This window comes from Rhodobacter maritimus (assembly GCF_058747975.1).
In genome coordinates, this window is sequence record NZ_CM179095.1 from 356203 (window position 1) to 374431 (window position 18229).

General features: G+C 60.1%; 11 protein-coding genes and 3 pseudogenes. 7 read left to right on the forward strand and 7 right to left on the reverse strand.

The genetic code is table 11. From position 1 onward, the window contains the following. Window positions 1-210 precede the first annotated feature (210 nt). The 5 genes from AC4PTO_RS01815 (at window position 211) to AC4PTO_RS01835 (ending at window position 6080) form a co-directional block, all read left to right on the forward strand. Window positions 211-1194 carry an HlyD family secretion protein gene (locus AC4PTO_RS01815; protein ID WP_245918141.1) on the forward strand — a complete coding sequence of 328 codons (984 nt, stop codon included), beginning with the start codon at window positions 211-213 and terminating at the stop codon, window positions 1192-1194. Further along, complete coding sequence (rbbA, locus tag AC4PTO_RS01820; protein WP_105234942.1) at window positions 1191-3917, forward strand: ribosome-associated ATPase/putative transporter RbbA; 2727 nt, start codon at window positions 1191-1193, stop codon at window positions 3915-3917. Before AC4PTO_RS01815 ends, rbbA begins: the two co-directional genes overlap by 4 nt. 1 nt (window position 3918) lies before the next feature. Further along, entirely contained in the window at window positions 3919-5046 is a 1128-nt protein-coding gene (locus AC4PTO_RS01825) for an ABC transporter permease (protein WP_105234943.1), read from the forward strand. Between the two features lie 40 nt (window positions 5047-5086). Further along, window positions 5087-5311 carry a hypothetical protein gene (locus AC4PTO_RS01830; protein ID WP_105234944.1) on the forward strand — a complete coding sequence of 75 codons (225 nt, stop codon included), beginning with the start codon at window positions 5087-5089 and terminating at the stop codon, window positions 5309-5311. Between the two features lie 160 nt (window positions 5312-5471). Then, window positions 5472-6080: a GNAT family N-acetyltransferase gene (locus AC4PTO_RS01835; protein ID WP_105234945.1), complete on the forward strand. Its 609-nt coding sequence runs from the start codon at window positions 5472-5474 to the stop codon at window positions 6078-6080. Window positions 6081-6739: 659 nt separating this feature from the next. Here AC4PTO_RS01835 and AC4PTO_RS01840 read toward each other — a convergent pair. The 3 genes and pseudogenes from AC4PTO_RS01840 to AC4PTO_RS01850 all read right to left on the reverse strand — a co-directional run. Further along, a complete protein-coding gene (locus AC4PTO_RS01840) occupies window positions 6740-6904 on the reverse strand; it encodes a hypothetical protein (RefSeq protein WP_007803240.1) in 165 nt (54 codons plus the stop codon). A 388-nt stretch (window positions 6905-7292) separates the two neighbouring features. Next, a pseudogene (locus tag AC4PTO_RS01845) lies at window positions 7293-7568 on the reverse strand (UCP036055 family protein); the annotation flags it as partial. Between the two features lie 4 nt (window positions 7569-7572). After that, window positions 7573-7833: pseudogene (locus AC4PTO_RS01850) on the reverse strand (transposase); the annotation flags it as partial. A gap of 245 nt (window positions 7834-8078) precedes the next feature. Between AC4PTO_RS01850 and AC4PTO_RS01855 the strand changes: the two are divergent. After that, window positions 8079-8405, forward strand: coding sequence for a hypothetical protein (locus tag AC4PTO_RS01855; protein WP_010138156.1), 327 nt, complete (start codon window positions 8079-8081; stop codon window positions 8403-8405). Continuing rightward, window positions 8362-9027: pseudogene (locus AC4PTO_RS01860) on the forward strand (lytic transglycosylase domain-containing protein); the annotation flags it as partial. The gene AC4PTO_RS01855 and the pseudogene AC4PTO_RS01860, both read left to right, overlap by 44 nt. A gap of 216 nt (window positions 9028-9243) precedes the next feature. Here AC4PTO_RS01860 and AC4PTO_RS01865 read toward each other — a convergent pair. From AC4PTO_RS01865 to AC4PTO_RS01880, 4 genes are read right to left on the reverse strand one after another with little or no spacing between them, the layout of a single operon-like run. Next, complete coding sequence (locus AC4PTO_RS01865) at window positions 9244-11826, reverse strand: DEAD/DEAH box helicase (protein ID WP_492731318.1); 2583 nt, start codon at window positions 11824-11826, stop codon at window positions 9244-9246. Then, a complete protein-coding gene (locus AC4PTO_RS01870; RefSeq protein ID WP_492731319.1) occupies window positions 11823-13778 on the reverse strand; it encodes a hypothetical protein in 1956 nt (651 codons plus the stop codon). The genes AC4PTO_RS01865 and AC4PTO_RS01870 overlap by 4 nt, the downstream gene beginning before the upstream one ends. Then, window positions 13775-15049 (reverse strand): hypothetical protein, encoded by a 1275-nt coding sequence (locus AC4PTO_RS01875; protein WP_492731320.1) that lies wholly within the window; start codon window positions 15047-15049, stop codon window positions 13775-13777. The genes AC4PTO_RS01870 and AC4PTO_RS01875 overlap by 4 nt, the downstream gene beginning before the upstream one ends. Then, complete coding sequence (locus AC4PTO_RS01880; protein ID WP_492731321.1) at window positions 15036-18227, reverse strand: UvrD-helicase domain-containing protein; 3192 nt, start codon at window positions 18225-18227, stop codon at window positions 15036-15038. Before AC4PTO_RS01880 ends, AC4PTO_RS01875 begins: the two co-directional genes overlap by 14 nt. Window positions 18228-18229: the final 2 nt, after the last annotated feature.

An 18229-nucleotide genomic window follows, 5' to 3' on the forward strand; every position in this document is an offset into this window, starting at 1 on the left:
TGATTTCGATCAAATCGCCAAAGTTGAATCGGCGTTAGACGCTGGATTGTTCGTTTCAAGGTAGGCACGAAACCCTGCCGACGCATCCGACAGTTTGGCATATCGGTCATGTAAATACTGCAATGCAGCATGTGTTTACGCGGCGTTGCAGCAAGACTAAGTTCAGGAAGCCTTGCTGATTTCACGGGTGCCGAGATGAGGAGAAGACCAATGCAATGGAAACGCTATGGCACAGTTGCTGTCATCCTCAGCGTGCTTTTGGGCGGTGCATACATATTCTGGTTGGACAGCCAAACCGCAGAGCTCCCGGTCGGCATCGTCCGCTCGAACGGGCGGATTGAGGCAGAGCGTATCGATGTGGCGGCCAAGCTTCCGGGGCGTATCGCCGAGGTTCGCGTTTCCGAGGGCCAGTGGGTCGAGGCGGGAGATCTGGTGGCGATTATGGACACCGCCGAGATCGACGCCCAGTTGCGCCAGGCCAAGGCCGCCGTCGCCCAGGCAGAGCAGCAGAAACTGCAAACCGAGGCCCTGCTGAACCAACGCCTGTCCGAACAGGAATTCGCACAGGCGGAATTTGCCCGCGCCGAGCAACTTGCGGCAAAGGGTCATGCGCCACAGGAGCTAGTCGATCAAAGAAAATCCGCCCTGACAACCGCAGATGCCGGAGTGGCCGCCGCCCGAGCAGGCATCGACCTTGCAACTGCCACGATTGCGTCGGCCGAGGCAACAGTTGAGCGACTGCAAAGCATCCGGGCCGATGCAGCTCTGGTGGCTCCGCACGATGGGCGAGTTCAATACACCCTCGCCAAAGCCGGGGAAGTCGTCGGCGCCGGCGGCAGGGTCGTGACGCTGACTGATCTGACCGACATCTACATGACGATCTTTCTTCCCGCGCGCGACGCTGGCCTGCTGGCCATCGGGGCTGAGGCGCGGATTGTCCTTGACCCAATTCCCGACTACGTGATCCCGGCCCAGGCTACTTTTGTCGCCAGCACCGCCCAGTTCACCCCGAAATCGGTGGAAACCGCCGATGAACGCGACCAGTTGATGTTCCGAGTGAAGCTGACTATCCCGGCGGAGTTGTTGGAAGAATACCAGGAACAGGCGAAGGCGGGCGTGGCGGGTGTCGGCTATGTGCGCGTCGACGATACCGTCGATTGGCCCGATGCCCTTCAGGTGAAGTTGCCGCAATGACACCCCCGCCGGTCGCCAGCCTGTCATCTGTGACGCACCGCTATGGCGAAACTTCGGCCCTGTCCGACGTCACGCTGGATATCCCGGCGGGCTGCATGGCGGGGCTGATCGGCCCGGACGGGGTTGGGAAATCCACCTTGCTGGCGTTGATCGCCGGCGTGCGCAAACTGCAAACCGGCGGCGCGACCGTGCTGGGCGGCGACATCACCGCGCGTGACCATCTCAGGGCTTGTAACCATCGCATCGCCTACATGCCGCAGGGTCTGGGCCGGAACCTTTACCCGACGCTTTCGGTCTATGAAAACCTGGATTTTTTCGGCAGACTCTTTGGCCAGTCGGAAGCCGAACGCCGCACCCGCATCACCAATTTGTTGGCTGCCACCGGGCTTGACCCATTCCCGGACCGGCCCGCAGGCAAGCTGTCCGGCGGGATGAAGCAGAAACTCTCGCTCTGCTCGGCCCTGATCCATGATCCAGACCTGGTGATCCTTGACGAACCGACCACCGGCGTCGATCCGCTGTCGCGCCAGCAGTTCTGGGATCTGATCGACCATATCCGCGAAGAACGCCCGGCGATGAGCGTGATCGTGGCCACCGCATATATGGAAGAGGCGGAGCGCTTTGACTGGCTTGCAGCAATGAATGCGGGAGAGGTGATCTCGACGGGATTGCCGACCGAGATCCGAAACGCTGCCGGGCAACCGACACTGGAAAAGGCCTTCATCGCTATGCTGCCCGAGGCGGACCGGCAGGGCCACCGCATAGTCGAAGTACCGCCGCGCCAACCTGTCAGCGGCCCACCTGCCATCGAGGCGAAAGGCCTGACCTGCCACTTCGGCGATTTCACCGCGGTCGATCACGTCGAATTCCAGATCGAGCCGGGTGAGATCTTCGGATTCCTCGGCTCCAACGGCTGCGGCAAGACCACCACCATGAAGATGCTGACCGGACTACAGAAGGCCAGCGAAGGCAAGGCGCTTCTGTTCGGTGAGGCGCTGAATCCGGACGACATGGCGACCCGGCAGCGGGTCGGCTACATGTCGCAGGCCTTTTCGCTCTATGGTGAATTGACCGTCCGCCAGAACCTTGAGCTTCATGCACGGCTCTACCAGTTGCCGATCGAGACCCGCGCAGAGCGGGTCGCACAGATGCTGCATGATTTCGATCTGGCCGAGGACGCGGACAAACGGCCGGACGGCCTGCCGCTGGGCATCCGTCAGCGCCTTCAGCTTGCCGTCGCGGTGATCCACGCGCCGGAGGTTTTGATCTTGGACGAACCTACCTCGGGCGTCGATCCGGTCGCGCGGGACGGGTTTTGGCAGCATCTGATCAAACTGTCGCGCGACGAGGGCGTGACAATTTTCGTCTCGACCCATTTCATGAACGAGGCGGAGCGATGCGATCGCATCTCATTGATGCATGCGGGAAAGGTCTTGGCGATCGGTACGCCTGCGGAACTGGCCCGCAGCAAAGGCACCGATGACCTCGAAGAAGCATTTGTGGGATATCTGCGCGAAGCGGCAGGCGATGCTGGCGGCACCGCATCCCAGAGACCAGCAACCAAGTTGCCGGAAAGGCAGCAAAAACCAGATCGCCTCTTCGACATTGCCCGGCTTTGGGCCTTCGCGCGCCGCGAGTCGATCGAGATTTTGCGTGATCCGATGCGCCTTGCCTTCGCATTTTTGGGCCCGGTCATCCTGATGCTCACTTTCGGCTACGGGATATCATTCGACGTGCAAGACCTGCCCTTTGCGGTTTTCGATCGTGATCAGAGCGCCGAAAGCCGGGAACTGATGGAGAGCTTCTCCGGCTCACCCTACTTCGCTGAAAGGCCGGCAGCGGCCAGTGTGATCGAGCTTGATGCCCGCATGAAAACCTCCGAATTTGTTGTCGCGGTCGAGGTGCCGCCAGGGTTCGGAAAATCCCTGCTGCGCGGTGACCAACCCGAAGTCCGCGTTGCCGTTGACGGTGCCATGCCGTTCCGGGCGGAAACGACGCGCGGTTATCTGCAAGGGCTCGCAGCATCCTACATGTCCGATCAGATCGAGCGGCTTTATGGCCATGCCTTCGATCCGTCCGCAGCCTCTGTTGAAACCCGGTTTCGCTACAATCAAGCGTTCAAGAGCGTCTTCGCGATGATCCCTTCGGTCATCATGCTGATGCTGGTTTTGATCCCGGCGATGATGGCGGCGATGGGGGTCGTGCGGGAAAAGGAAACCGGTTCGATCGCCAATTTCCGCTCGACGCCGGTGACGCGAACCGAGTTCATTCTGGGCAAACAGCTGCCGTATGTCGTGATTGCCATGCTCAGCTTTGCCTCGCTGATCATCGTCTCCTATGGCGTCTTCGGCGTAGTGGTCAAAGGCTCTGTCCTGGCGCTCCTTGTCGGCACATTGCTTTACGTGCTGGCGACAACGGGCTTTGGTGTGCTGGTCTCGACATTTACGCGCACGCAAGTAGCGGCAACCTTTGCCGCCGCCGTTATCTCGATCATTCCGGCCGTCAATTTCTCGGGCCTACTGGTGCCGGTGTCCTCGCTTTCGGGCGGCGGCCGGTTGATCGGGCTGGCCTTCCCATCGTCCTGGTATCAGCAGATCAGCGTCGGCACCTTCACCAAAGGCCTCGGATTGCCGGAGCTCTGGCTCAACCACGCCGCTCTGGCGGGCTTTGTGGCGTTGTTCATCGCGGTGTCAGTCCTTGCCTTGAACAAGCAGGAGGCATGACATGTGGCAATGGCTTACCAATGTCTTTCGGCTTGGCCTCAAGGAACTCAACAGCCTACGCGCCGATCCCGTGCTGATTCTGCTGATCGTCTATGTGTTCAGCTTCGCCGTCTATTCGGTGGCGACCGGCGCCAAGCTTGAGGTCTCGAACGCCTCCGTCGCCTATGTGGACCAGGACCGTTCGGCACTGACGGGGCGCATTTTGGGCGCGATCCTACCACCCGAATTCAATCCGCCACAGGAGATCTCGGCCGACGAGATCGAAAGCGTGATGAACAGCGGCAAGTTCGTGTTTGTCCTTTCCTTTCCGCCCAGTTTCGAGGCTGACGTTCTGAACGGCCTCAAGCCTCAGGTGCAGCTTAACGTCGATGCCACCGCAATGGCGCAGGCCGGTAACGGTTCGGTGTTCCTTCAGCAGATTATCCGCGCCGAAGTCGCCAAGTTCGTTTCCGGCGACGACACCGCAACGACACTGCCGATCGACCTGGTCGTCAGGACAAAGTTCAATCCGAACCTGAATTCCGTCTGGTTTTCATCCGTGATGCAGATCATCAACAACATCACCATCCTGTCCGTGCTTTTGACCGGCGCCGCGCTGATCCGCGAGCGCGAACACGGCACGATCGAACATTTGCTGGTGATGCCGGTCACCCCGTCCGAGATCATGGTCGCCAAGATATGGGCCAATGGCCTTGCGATCGTTGTCGCTGCCATCCTGTCGCTCTGGATCGTCGTGCAGACCGTGCTGGAGGTTCCGATCGCGGGGTCGATCCCGCTCTTCGTATCCGGGGCGGTGCTTTATCTTGCCTCGGTCACGGGGCTCGGTATCCTGCTGGCCACCTTCACCACGTCGATGCCGCAATTCGGTCTGTTGTCGCTCCCGGTTCTCGTGATCATGAATCTCCTGTCCGGCAGCACGACGCCGATGGAGAGCATGCCGGTCTGGCTTCAGAACGTCATGCAGTTGTCACCGTCGACACATTTCGTGGCGTTTTCGCAAGCCATTCTCTATCGCGGAGCGGGACTGGACATCGTTTGGCCCGACATGGCGGTCATGGTCGCGCTCGGCGCCGTCTTCTTCTTCATCGCACTCAAGCGTTTCAGGGTGACCATGGCCACAGTTCACTAAATCCACCTGACTGATCCGGAGAACAAGGCCCGGAACTCCAATGGGCGCTCCGAGCGAAGGCGGATTTCGAAAATTTCAAAACGGCAACCAACCAGAGAAAGGTAAAGCCATGAAAACACTAACACAGATCACGCTGGTAGCTTTGGCACTTGCAGTCGCCGGATGCACCGAACCCGGGCACTACTCTGTCAGTGGTGAAGAATGCGGCCCGAATGATCCGGTTCTTGAACTGGATGCGAATGACTGCGGTGTACCGGGCATATAGGCAGATTTTTTGCCCGGCGATGCCGACGCGCGTGGAAACACGGTCGTCCATACTCCCCTCAGCGATGCCTACTTTTGCCGCACCGAAAATGAGGAAGCCGTCATCACCCAGGTGGTTCGCTGGAACCTAGTTCAACTGGGCATGGAAGCGTGAAGAAGCCATGGTTAAAGGTGCTTTTGAAACAACCTTGCGGAACGGCGGACGGGTTCTTATCCGTCCTGTTAAACCTGCAGACAGGCACTTGCTCGAGATCGGTTTCGCGCATTTGTCGCAAGCCTCGCGCTACTTCCGGTTTCTCGCTCCCAAGAGCGGGCTCAGCGACCGCGATCTTGACTTCTTTACGACCAGCCATGGCGACGATCACGTCGCCATGGGCGCCTTGGACATCGACATCGAACCGTCACAGCCGGTGGGAATCGCGCGCTATGTGCGGCTGCCGGATCAGCGACACGCGGCCGAGATCGCGGTCACGGTGGTCGATAGCCATCAGGGTCTTGGTCTCGGCAGTGTCCTGATCGGCGCGCTTGCCTGCCAAGCGGTGGCTCATGGGGTCACGCACTTCGTCGCGCTGATCCACGAGGACAATCGAAAGATGCTACATCTGTTCGATGAGCTGGGCGCGCGGGCGGAGGCCGAACTGGGTGGAGAAGTGGAAATTCGTTTTCCGCTTCACTGTGATCCCGCGGCGTATCCGGACACGAAGACCGGCGACGCCGTCCGCGAGGTATACCGTCTCGCAGCGCCTGGTTTCCGCAAAGGATTTGAATGAGCTTTGGGCGATGAACTGCGAAACCGCGCAGATACGTTGCTCGATGTCGTAGAGCAATACGGCCGATCACGAAAAAGGTCGCGATGTTCCATTGGCCGACACCGGGACTCTTGCAGCAATGGTTAGCTTTTACGCGCATTGATACCGTAGAGGATAAAAGTGGCGAGTGACGAAAATGATATCCGCACGTTGGCATGGCTTAAATGACCGGTTTGGTGAAATTCGCCGCGTCGCCAAATATCCTCGCGGCGCATGTGAAGACATTCTGCGGCAGCACTAGCCGCAACCCCACAAGTCCGGTTTGTCCGCGTCTCGATTGTCTGATCAGGCGGCAGCGAACGTACAGTCTCGGTTGCGGCCAAAACAATACCAGCGAATGACCGGATTGGCGACGCCAGCTGCGTTGCAACAACAAATGTGCCGCACCTGCGAGTGAATGCTGCGTCAGCAAAGACCCGGTAGGGCAACGGCAGCAAAGTCCGCATTGCTGACCTCCATCCTTTGCGCAGCGACCGTCCGCTCTCCGCCCATCGCGTCCTACGACGTGCACAGGTGGCACACAGGCGTTCCTCAGATCGGCACCGCCGATCACTCTTTCGGCGATAGGCCCGGAGGCGCATCCGCGCCGTGCCGGGCCCTCGGAAAGTGAGGCCGAAGCCTCACCCGAAGGGATCGTATTCCGAGACGATCACGACCTCGTCGCCGTCGATTTCATCGGCGGGGACAGCGCCGAAGGTTCCATCCCCTGCCTGGAAGACGACGATCGAGACCATGAGCGTGGCGGCGAGGGAGGCGGCGAAGGCGTGAGCATCTTTTCGGGACATCTGTTTGGCTCCTGTCTTGGAGGCGGGGGACCATCCCCCGCGCGACAGGACCCCGCAGGCCCGAAGACTGGCTGACATCACCGGGTGCGTTCGGCTCGTCCGAATCCGCCCGGCGGCACGGGCTTGTCCGTAGTCCGACCCCTCGCGGGTTGATCTCGAAGACGGGATTCGGGGCAAGGAAGGGAATGGCGAGCGGGGGATGGTCCCCCAACGTCAGGAGCCGATTGTCCCGCTGATGCTTGGAACGCCGCCGGCCTCCCGGGCAGGCTATTGGTTGAAGACCTCCGTCTTCGGGGATGGATCCTCTGGCGCCCCGCGGCATCGCGGGACGAGGGTGCGGTCGGTGAGAGGCCCGCCCTTCGGCAGGCCCCTCACGCATTTTCAGGGCTCAGGCGGCCAGGTCCGCGCCCCCTGCCCTCTCGCCGTCCTCGGTGCCGACGATCTCGAGCCGCGCGTTGCGATATCCCTCGCGCGCGATCCAGAGCTCGGCCGCAGCGATCGACTCTGCCAGATGCAGCAGCTCAGTGTTGCCACCGAAATCCAGAAGCACGCGCACCTGCCCCGGCTTTGGTTCCTCGGCCAGCTCGAAGATCAGACGGCTGTCCGCCGAATGACTGCGCATGATGGTGACGAGGATCACCCCGTCCGAGGAGAAGTTCCCTTCTGCCTCAATCTGTGTGGCGGAGGGGCAGCATTCTTGCCCTCAACAGTTCTGGCCCGGCTCGGCCGTACATGGCGCGTTTGAGGGTCTTCAGACGATTAATCTGACCTTCTGCTTGGCCGTTGCTCCAGGGCATCTCGATAGCGTTTTTTACCGCATCGAAATCCCGGTTCAATGTGCGTGCGAAGCGCACGATGGGCGCCAGGTCGGTTTCGATCGCGTCGTCGATCCATGCAGGGAGCGGGTCTGCCTCGCGGCCACGCAGGATGCTTCCAAGCAGGAACGCGAACAGCAACGGTGCGTTGCGCGCAATAAACAACCGCAGGGCAAAACTCCTTTGCCGCCTTTAAGATTATCATTCTGTCGGCTATCACCGTTATCGGAGCAAGGCGAACTTCGTCAACACGTTATTATTGTCTTGCTATCATTAATGTTGTTTTGTATCGCTCACGGTGTTGCGACCCCGTGGGCCTGATACTGCACCCAGGCAGAACAAGGACCCAAGGGAAGGCCATGATAGAAGAAGCCCCGAATGTGGTTACAGAAGACGGACTGCGCGGCTTGCTCGCCGAGGGCTACCTCATTGAGGTGGTCTGCAAGGAGAGAGCAGAGAAGCGCCATAACAGCTGGTACGGCTCGTGGGTCATCCGCGCCGTCGCCACTGATGGGCGTGACGATAAGATGCTCGTCACCAGCCGAAGCGTCCTCAAGCTCCGCGACTTCAAAACCATCGTTGGCCTTGTCAGTTTCCTGGCCGACATGGGCTGTACGACCGCTAGCATCCCACTTGAAGAAGGTGGCCGCGAGCGCCACGCCGCGCCTCCGGTCAAAGGCAGCTGACCGCGCGACTGCGCTCGTCGCGGCTTTGGGTACAGGCGTTTGTTCCGCGCCCCCGGCCCTGGCCGACGGTTTCATCTTTTCGGTTGGCCCAGACGGCCAATTGATTTCCTCTTCTCAAGAGGCAAACGGGCGCCTTTTTCTCTTCGCAGAACCTCGCGTTCCTGACGCAACGAGCGAGACAGCGATCCCGGCCCGATCTGCCGCCCGCGCCACTCCAGAAATCCTCCATGCGATCGAGACCACCGCTCTGCGCTATGCCGGGCATGGTGCGCTGCGTCGCGCAGGGCTTTCCGTCACTGATTGGGCGCTCCTTTACCGGGCCAATATCGAAGTCGAGAGCGCATACAATCCGGCTGCACGTAGCCCTGTCGGTGCCATAGGCCTTGGCCAGCTTATGCCGGATACCGCCCGCGACCTCGGCGTGGACCCACATGACATTGCGCAGAACCTCGACGGATCAGCCCGCTACTTGCTGATGATGCTCGACCAGTTCGGCGAGGGCTCTCTGGCCCTTGCGGCGTACAACGCTGGCCCTGAGGCGGTCACACGCCACGGCGGCATCCCCCCTTTTCGAGAAACCCAAGGGCATGTGGCCCGTGTGACTGCCGTGTTTGAGCGGCTCAGCCATGACGTCGGCGTGAATGCAATCCACAGTCTGGGCAAATGCCGTTGGGTGCCAAGACGCCAGATACAATCCACCCGCCGGATTCACTTCGTTCAACGCTTTGAACTGCAACATCGCTGCCCGGCGACCAGTGCTTCTTCGAACTCACAACTATCCCTCCTGAATTTTCCAGTTTCAGGATAGTTGCGCCACACAAAGTGAGGCAGAGCCTCATTAAGGGCAATGCGACAGCAGAGGAGAAAAGTCCGGAGTCGCGGCGCGGACGGCCTCCGTTACTTCGTATGATGCTTGGCCAGTGAATTCTGCCGGACCAAATACCTCACCGTTCATCTGGGCGCGATAGCTATCCCACCTGTCGTTAAGAATCTTCCAATTATGCTCATCGTAGGAGCCAGGGAGTTCAACGGGCAGGATCCGAATCTTCGGTGGGTCCGTGTTGCCCTGGTGCTGTGCGACCATATCTTCCCAAAGCGATCCGATCCGGTCGACCCGCCCGATCTGCTGCTCGACAACGCCCGGGTTCCATTCCGGCTGGAACAGCACCACGGTGCGGCAGGACCTGTGAAGGTTCAGGCCCTCACGCCCAACGCTGGATTGTGCGACGAGGACCATCGGCCAACTTGAGCGCCGGTTGAACGCCGTTTGCAGGTGCTGCTTTGCTGCGGACTTCATACCTCCGGCCAGGCGGCGGGCAAAATATCCTTTGCGACCATCAAAATCATTCAGAGCCAGCCTGATATGCGAAGGTAGATCTTGGACCGAGTTTAGCATTCCATCTTCGTCTTCCTCCTCGTAGCGGGGTAGGTTTTCCTTTCGGAACTCGTCCCAAGCGCCGGCACAGCTCGAGCTCCCGTGACGGCTTTGCTGATCATCCATGATTTCAATCAGCGCCTGTGTCAGGCTTAGGATAAGTTCTTCCTCCTGCCCGCCCAGACCAAGCTGCGGCCAAAGCGTGTTAGTTATATAGGTTCTGACCTCATCGAGGGCTCTTGCGCGCTGCGAACGGTATTTGTCGTATTGCCGCTCCATTAGGCTCGACAGCGTGGCAATATCGGCATTGCCCATAAGGGTTCGCATATCGGCCATCTGTAAGGCTGCATCAAGCGCCTCGTGGAACCGTACATCCTTGGAGATGGCTTTCCCGGGCCAGTGCCAAGTCTTGAACGGGGCCTCCGGGTTGTGCGAAAAGATCATAAGGCGGCGGATCATCTCCCGCGCATTCAGCAGATCGGTTAGGCGCCGCATCGCTTGCGTGAATATGCCGAAAACCAGAACTTTTTCCGGTGACGCCGAGTGTGTAGCGATCTGTTCGATCGCCTTGACAGTTGCGAGAAGAGTTGGGTGCGCATAGGGATCGGCAGCTGCCTGTTGCAGTCTGCCAAGCCAAAATCCGGCCCGTTCGCGTCGCCGCTGCTCTTGCTGGTTTCGGATCAGACCCTGATCGGTATCAGAGAATGTCTGTTCTTCGGCTTCTTGCCAATCGCCTTTCTCCGGCTTCTCTGTCGCATCAAGCGCCGTCGCCAGCGAGAAGCCGCGCGCGAGCGCGAGCCTCAGGCGCTTTTGAGCCCCAAGTCCGGTAGCGGGCATGAGTGATAGCGCTTCGACAGCCATCAAGGCGACTGACCAGTCCTTGCCAGTGACCTGAGCGATGATTTTTTGACTGCGGTCTCGGTAGTTCGGTCCATGGTCGCGGATATAACGCTCGAGCACGCTGTCATTGCCGGCAACGGCCTTGCGACGGCGCATCATCCAGGGCGAAAGCTGTCTATAGAATTCATCCGCTGCGCTTTTGAACGCCGTCGCATTTTCCCGACTGGGCAGAAGGCGGACAGATTTTGCCGCTGCTAGGAATTGTTCCGATGCCTGCGCACAGGCATCGGCCTTATCCTCAGGTGCCCCCGCGCGCTGAAGGATCAGCCGCCAGTTGTCCGCGTGCAACTCGAACGGGGTCGCGGTCAGACAAAGGCGGCGGGGCGGCGCCTTGTGCGTGCCGTTTTGTCGGACCAGACGCATGAGCAACTGTGCAAGGGTGCTGCGCTGACCTTTCTTTTGCGCGGTGGCGGCATCATTTTTGCTTTTGTGCGCTTCATCGATGATCACCAGATCAAAGGCGCCAAGTAGCGAAAGCGTGAAGCTGATGAATGCCTCGCGCCCGGTGCCCCGAGATTGCAGCTCTTCGGGTCGCAGCGCGTCACCTTTTGCCAATCTGCCCACATGATGACGGATGATCTCCCGTTCGTCTTTGGGGATCAGGTGCGAGAACGCCACGCGCCCGGCGATGCGGTCCTGGTATTGTGTTAGTAGCCGCTGGCTGCCCCAGCCATTTTTCATCTGAAAGTTCAACAGGCCGTGCGGGAGCAGCAACACAGGGGCTGTCTTCGGGGATGGGCTAAGATCATGTGAGTACAGATCCCGCAGAGAGCGTATTTCCGGAATCTCGGGTGGCTCTTCGCGGGCAGCCTGGAACGTCTGACGAAACTCATCTCGCCACTGGTGGAGCAGCCCCGGGGGCACGGCCACGACAACGCGCCCGCCAGCTCGGGTAACCGCACATGCCAGTGCGACGGCAATCCTTGTTTTGCCCATGCCGACTTCATCGGCAATGATTGCCCCAGGAAGGCCCCTCTCGCAAAGACGGCATTGCAGGGCGGAAAGTGTGGCGCGTTGCCCGGCATCCAGCCAAGTTCGAACGTCGCTGTTCTCTGACCGCGACGGTATCGGGCGTTCGAACCTTTTTAATAGTGTGGTAATCTGCCGAGATGCGCCCGACCTTCCATCACTGGTCCAGATCGTCATGACTTCACTCCGTCGAAACCCGCAAAACCCTCGACAAACCAGAGCCGCGCCGCCTCGGTATGGGCGGCACGCAGAATGCAGGTTTCTTCGTCGCTCAAACCAAGTGGCATAAATTCGGCGCGACCCAAGTGCCGGAACGGATTGAGCCGCATCTCCTGCAAGGCGAGCAGGACAACGCCCTCGGTGCGCGCAAGGGTTCTCGCATGTTCAATCAGACGGTTTGCCCAGAGCCTTGTCTGAGCTGAAGTCATTTCGGCCTGAATCTCGCCTAATGCGGTAATCAAGGCCATGAGACGCCGCGTTGAATAAGGGGCGTCTCCTGTGGCTGCGCTTCGTCCGCTGCTGCTGTGGCGCTCACCATCGTTGCTCTCGTGGTCATCGGTGGTCTCAGGTTCAGGCTCGCGGCCGGTGGCGGCCATTTGCATTAAGGAATCCAATACATCCTCAAGCCGGCGGTGCTGAGTTTCTGGTACCACGTGCAAGCCACGTTCATTCAAAACCGGAACCGCGACGTGTGCTGTATTTTTAGCGTCTGACGACCAGCGTAGCCGAACCAAAGATGGCGGCAGCTGTTCTGGATCAAGCAAGATCCGCGCGGTCAGGGGCTGCCAGTTGCCCCCCGAATGGCTGAGGCTGATACCACAGAAGTCTGAAGGCACAGGGCGTGGTTCCAGCCAAAACCCGGCGCTGTCTTCACTGAGGGTGAAGTGAGTCAGGGGGCAATGGCCGCTGAATTCAATGGCCATTTCGAAAGGCTCGCCCTTCTCGAGCTTTTCGTCGGCTATGTCGATCTCTTTGGCGCTGAAGGGAAGAAGTGCTTCAGGCCTGTCCTGTACATCCACGGGGATTACCGTGCCAGCTTCAAAGTTCCAAACCCCGGTGCTGGAGGGGGCACCTATGCCCGCGGGGGTGAGATTGCCCGAACCGATATAGAGCAGACCTTTGAAGCTGTCCCTCTTACCTCGGTATATGAACTTGGCGTGGAGTTTGCCCTGCGAACCGTCATTGCCTTCCGGGAATCTTGGGGCAAAGAAACGCCACTGGCTGGCTTTCAACGCAGGGGCAGCGGCGGCAAGGCCCTGACAGGCATGCTGGTTGAAGACGATGCTGACGGGTTGGACTGCGTCCTTCCCGGTTAGGTCACTGACGAACCTGCGGAGAAAGGCTTCGGTACCCTGCGGCTGCGATACCCCAGCCGGAGCAGGATCGCCGCCGGCAAAAAATCCTGAGCCAAGAACGGTGAGTTGATCGCGCTGTGACCCGTCAAACCGTTCGAGAAGCGGCTTGCGCAACGGCTGATCCAGAGAATGAAAGAAGCGCGGCTTCATGCCTGCTGGAGCCTTGAGCTCGTTGAACAAGCGCAATGTGTCGGCATAGGGAGCCTGAATGGCATCGCTGTCAGTTGCTGCAGCCCAAGGGTTCGGTGACAGATGGGGATGCAGGCTGGTGAACATGTCACAAGCGATCAGGATATCCGCAAGGTTTTGGCTTTCGGCTGCGGGATCGGCCGCCGGATCTGAATGTGGAAACTCCACAGACCAGAAGAGATCAATGTTTCGCTCCAAGGTTTCTCTGGTCCAGTTGCCGGTCGAGACGACCAGACGAAAGATGTCGCGCCGTGTAGTATGGTTCTTCGATGTCGTGTCGGAGAAATGCAGCAGAGCCACCTTGGCGTGGAAGATACCGCGCCCGCTGAAGCGCTTGCGCCAACTTGGTGCCAGTGTCATGTGATGCACGCCCGGCGCCCGGTCCGTGGTGATCTGCGGCGATGCGGGATCGGTGGTTAGAAAAAGTGCGGGCCGCTGAAAGGTTGCGGCAAAACTGCCGGCGCCTATGGTGAACCGATCGGCGATCTCGCGCATGACAGTGCCATCCGCGGTGAATCCACAGATCCAGCCGAAATGTCCTGTATAGCCAGGCGGTGGGGAGAAAAGATCAAGCAGACTCGTCATGCGTCACGCATTACTTCGCGCGCAAGCCGGCACAGGTTGTGCAGGCGGTAGAGACGCATTGGCTCTTCAATTGGTTCGTCGTCAGGCGCGGTATCCTCCGTGGGGCTGCTGACGGCCTTGTGGTCCGGGTGCAGGCTGATTGTGCTCTCCTCCAGCCGCAGGACGATATCGTCGCGCCTCACCATATCACGCAGCAAAGTGGCATCATCAGCATTCGAGACGGTCTCAGTGAGAAAGGGCGCAAGTTCCCGCGGTGGAGACTGAGGTCCGCGGCGGGTCTTGAGCTGGCTCGCCACTGATCGAAGCTCATTCAGCCTCTTCTGAAGGTTTTGGTTCTCCAATAGCGTGGCAACCCTTGCTCTGCCGCCGTTAGTATCCGAGAGTTGCGCCTGCACCTGATCGAGGACAGCAAAAGCGGCGGCATAGGCCCTGAAAAAGTCCTGCGCCCAGTTGAGCCGCATTGCCTTTGCAGGGTCGCGCGTGGCCATATGGTCGCTGACCCTTGCCACTAACGCATCGGCATCGAGCGCGGGATTACTGGCCAGCAAATCGTGGCAGGCTCGCCAAAGCGCGCCGCGCATTGCGCGGTCTTCTTCCACGCCAACCGTTTCCATCACGCCAGAGAAGTATTCGCGCAGGGGTTGGGGCAGGGGGCGCATCGGGGAAATGAGGCTCAACTCCTTGCTATCTTTCCTTGCGGTCCAGGCCGTTCCACCCAGCCAAGACCAAAGCATCGGAATTGCTTTTCTTGTGTCATCGCGACCTATCGTCAGACGCAGGAACTCTTTCCCCCGGTCATTCAGTTCATAGCTGTTGAAGCGGCTGTTTGCGGCCGTAACCAGACCCAGTCGGGGCAGGCAGGCGCCCATGCCCATACGAATTGGCTGGCTGACATAGCCTTGCCCACGAGCGAGATCTCGCAGTCTTAACCCTTCGACGCTTGTGATCCGCTGCAGCTTGCGCGCGCCACGAATGCGATAGGCCATGTCTTCGCCTACGCCGTCCCTGATGCAGTGCCAGCAGGCCATGGCCTCGAGCCCTTCGGCAATTGCAGAAGGATTGACTTGCTTTCCTGCTAAGCGTTGTGCGGCTGCGAACTCGATACCGATCAGGGACCAGACAATGCTGCGCAGGAATGACAGCCCGGCCAGACCCGGCACCGAGTAATCATTGGCAAAACGCACAACCGCCGCCAGTCCGAGGTCGCGGCGGCTACGCGGGCGGCCCAGGCTCTCATGTCCTATGATCCCCCAACTTTCAGACAGGCTCATTTTGCGCCACCGTGGGTTCTGGCACGGCTAGCTCCACCAATCCGTGATCGATCCAGAAAAGCGCCACCCCTTGGAGCGGATGCTGCGGGTAGAGGTTGCCGACGAGCGTCGCATAGGCGGAGAGTTGCGGCCAATAGGGGCCAAACCCTTCACCTCCGCCGCCGGATTTGTGGTCGATCAAAAGACAGCCTGCCGGGCCAACGGCGAGAAGGTCGATGGTGCCAGAGATCTCTGCACCATCGGCGGTGTTGCCCAGCACTGGGATCTCGGCGCGCAGTTCAGTGTAGCCACCAGCCGCAAGCCAAGCTTTCAGAGCCGCAGCCCGCTCTGCGACCAGCGCCAGGGTTGCGTCGTCCAATCCGGTTGCCTTGGGCAGGGCTTCAGTTAGATCAGATCGCGTAAGGCAAGTCCGCAGGGCAAGATGGATGGCTGTCCCACGCGCCGCGTCGCTGACCGAGTGGGGCCATGGTGCGCCCAAGCCGATGCCCTGGCTTTTGGGGGCGGGCAGCGCGGTTGTCGATTGCGATGGTTTCAACCGCCAGGGTGTCAATGTCACAGCCGCTAAGGGCGTCGCGCCGCCGAGCCGTGGGAGATCGTTGATCTCAGTCGCCGAATACTCGGTGAAGCCTGCGTGTTCGGGCAACTGCCCGATGATGGCCGGGCAATCAATCCCGCCGATGCGCAATTTATCACCACCGATTTCCGGCGCGCAGGCATCCGTGAAAACATGGAAGAGGCACTTGGCTTCCGGGGCTTCCTCGTCCCGCTCCTTGAGGAAACCCGGCCACTCCAGCACCAGCCGGTCGCGCGCCCGAGTCAGGGCGACATACAGCAGGTTCTTCGCATTGGCCTCGAAATCTGTGCGCCGATCCTCAATGAACCGCCGCTCGGTTTCGGGCGCAGCAAATCCTGGGGTATGGATCAGCGCGGCCGAGGCCAGAACGGCTTCCATATCGTCAATCTTGTCCAGAGCAGTGAACTGGGTCGCAGTGCTACCCGGCCATTCTTCAATTCCGTGGTCGAATTCAGCGACGACGGTGATCGGCCACTCACGACCCTTGCAAGCGTGCCAAGTAACGATCTCTACCGCTTCAGCACTGTTAGCGGCAGGGTCGGGGCGGCGGTCGAAATCGCGCTCACCCGCACGGGCATCGAGCCAGCCCAGGAAAACCTTGACGCTTTCGCCATGGAACCCAGCAGCGGCCTTTAAGTCGCGATGCGCGGATTCGAAGTCGATAGCTTCGGCTTCAAACCGCAAAAGGTCTGCTCGGGCCTGAGCCGCATCTGGCTGACGGTCAGCCCAAAGTCGCAGTCCAGAGGAATTGATCACAAGGTCCACTGCATTGGAAATCGGCACGCGTGCAAGGCAGTCCGACAGGGTCGCCAGCCGCATCAGCACTGGATCATCCGCCAAACGCCCCTGGATCTGCGCGCTCATGGCGGCTTGCAGGCTAATTGGATCTGGGCCGAGAGTACGCAGGACCAATGCGGAATTCGTATCGGCAGGGTTAGCTGCATAACTGAGCGCCGCTCGCGCCGCTTGAACAACTGGACTCGTCGCCCAGCCATCTTCGGCGATGCGGACAGGAACGCCGCGCGCGCGCAATTCCTCGGCATAGCGGGCGGCTGTAGCGTGTCGGCAAACCAAGAGCGCTATATCAGAGGGGTGGACGGCCCTTGTGGCTTTGGTGTGCCGGTCGGTGATTGTTTCGCCCGTAGTGAGGATGCGGGCGATGCGCTCGGCGATGTGCTCCTGAGGCTTCGAGGAATTCTTCACCCCGCGCCCTTTGACGATGTTCAGCACTTCCAGCGCCGGACCAGGCACCGGGTCGCGGGTCGGGGCCAGCAGATTGTAGGCCGCGCCAAACAATCCGGTGCCCATGGCATTGACGAAGTCCATCACCGCCGGTGTTGACCGCCAGTTGCGATCTAGGGGTTGCGTCGCAGTGGGGTTGGCCGCCGCAAGTGCTTGCGACAGGCGCGGGTCAGCCCCTTGAAACCCCATAATCGACTGCTTCACATCGCCTACTAGAAGCGTCCGAGGCGCGCGCGCACCCAACTGCCATAGTAGCGCGAACTGTACTGGATTGGTGTCCTGAAATTCGTCGATGATGACGCAGTCGATCTCATTCAGCACAGCTTGGAGCACTGTTGGATCGGTGCGCAGTAGCCGTTCTGCACCTGCAATCATGTCGGCATAGTCAATCAGCCCAAGTGCTTTTTTGCGCGTCTCATAAGCCTCCATCACTTCCTGCGCACAGGCGATCAGGCAGCGAAAGTGCAGCTTGGCATCGGCCAATGGACCGGGATGTGAAGGCAGCACCTCCGCAGCCTGCATGATCGCAAGGGCAAGGTCATCGTACCCCTCGGGTGTCTTCGTGCGGCTGTTCGAGGTGAAGAGGCTACGCAGGGACTGCCAAAGGCTCCAGTCCCGGTCCAGCAGGGTTGGATCGCGGTCAACGCGACGAAAAAGGGCAAGGTTCTTTTCCAGCGTCTCGCGGGGGCCCTTTGCGGTGACGCCCGCCATACCGCCCTCGGGAAAGGCGGCAAGCATGGTGGAGACTGCCTTTGCCAAGGCATCCCGGGCGGCGGCGGGGTCCGCAAGGAACTCGCCATAGATCGTATCGAGCCGCGTCAACGCGGGGGCGATCAGGCCTGGATCACGCCCCTTGTCCCCCAGCCCCCGCAACAGGTCAATCATCGACAGAACGCGGCCGCGCAGGGAATCTTCGACCGTTTCGCCCTTTTGCCAGTTCGGTTGATACCCGAACCGCTCAGGTTCGGCCTTGATCGGGTCAAGCGCCTTGGCATGCGCCAGCGCTTGCCGGATCAGCAGGTCCCGCTCAGCATCGCCAAGATGGCGCGGTTGCAGCGAGGCACCCGCCGCCAGCGCATGTTCCGTCAACAGCCGCAGTCCCAAACCATGGATGGTGGAGACATAGGCGCGCTCAACGGCCATGGCCTCGGCCACCAGCCCGTCCGCCAGAAGACCCGCCCGGATACGTTCGCGCAATTCGCCCGCGGCGGCTTCGGTAAAGGTCACGGCAAGAATCCGTTCGGGCCTTACGATCTTGCGCTTCACCCAGTCGGAAAGCTGGGTCTTGATTCGATGGGTTTTCCCTGCGCCCGCGCCAGCGGGCACGATGACCAGTCCTCGGTCCAAGTCTGCTGCGTTCATGG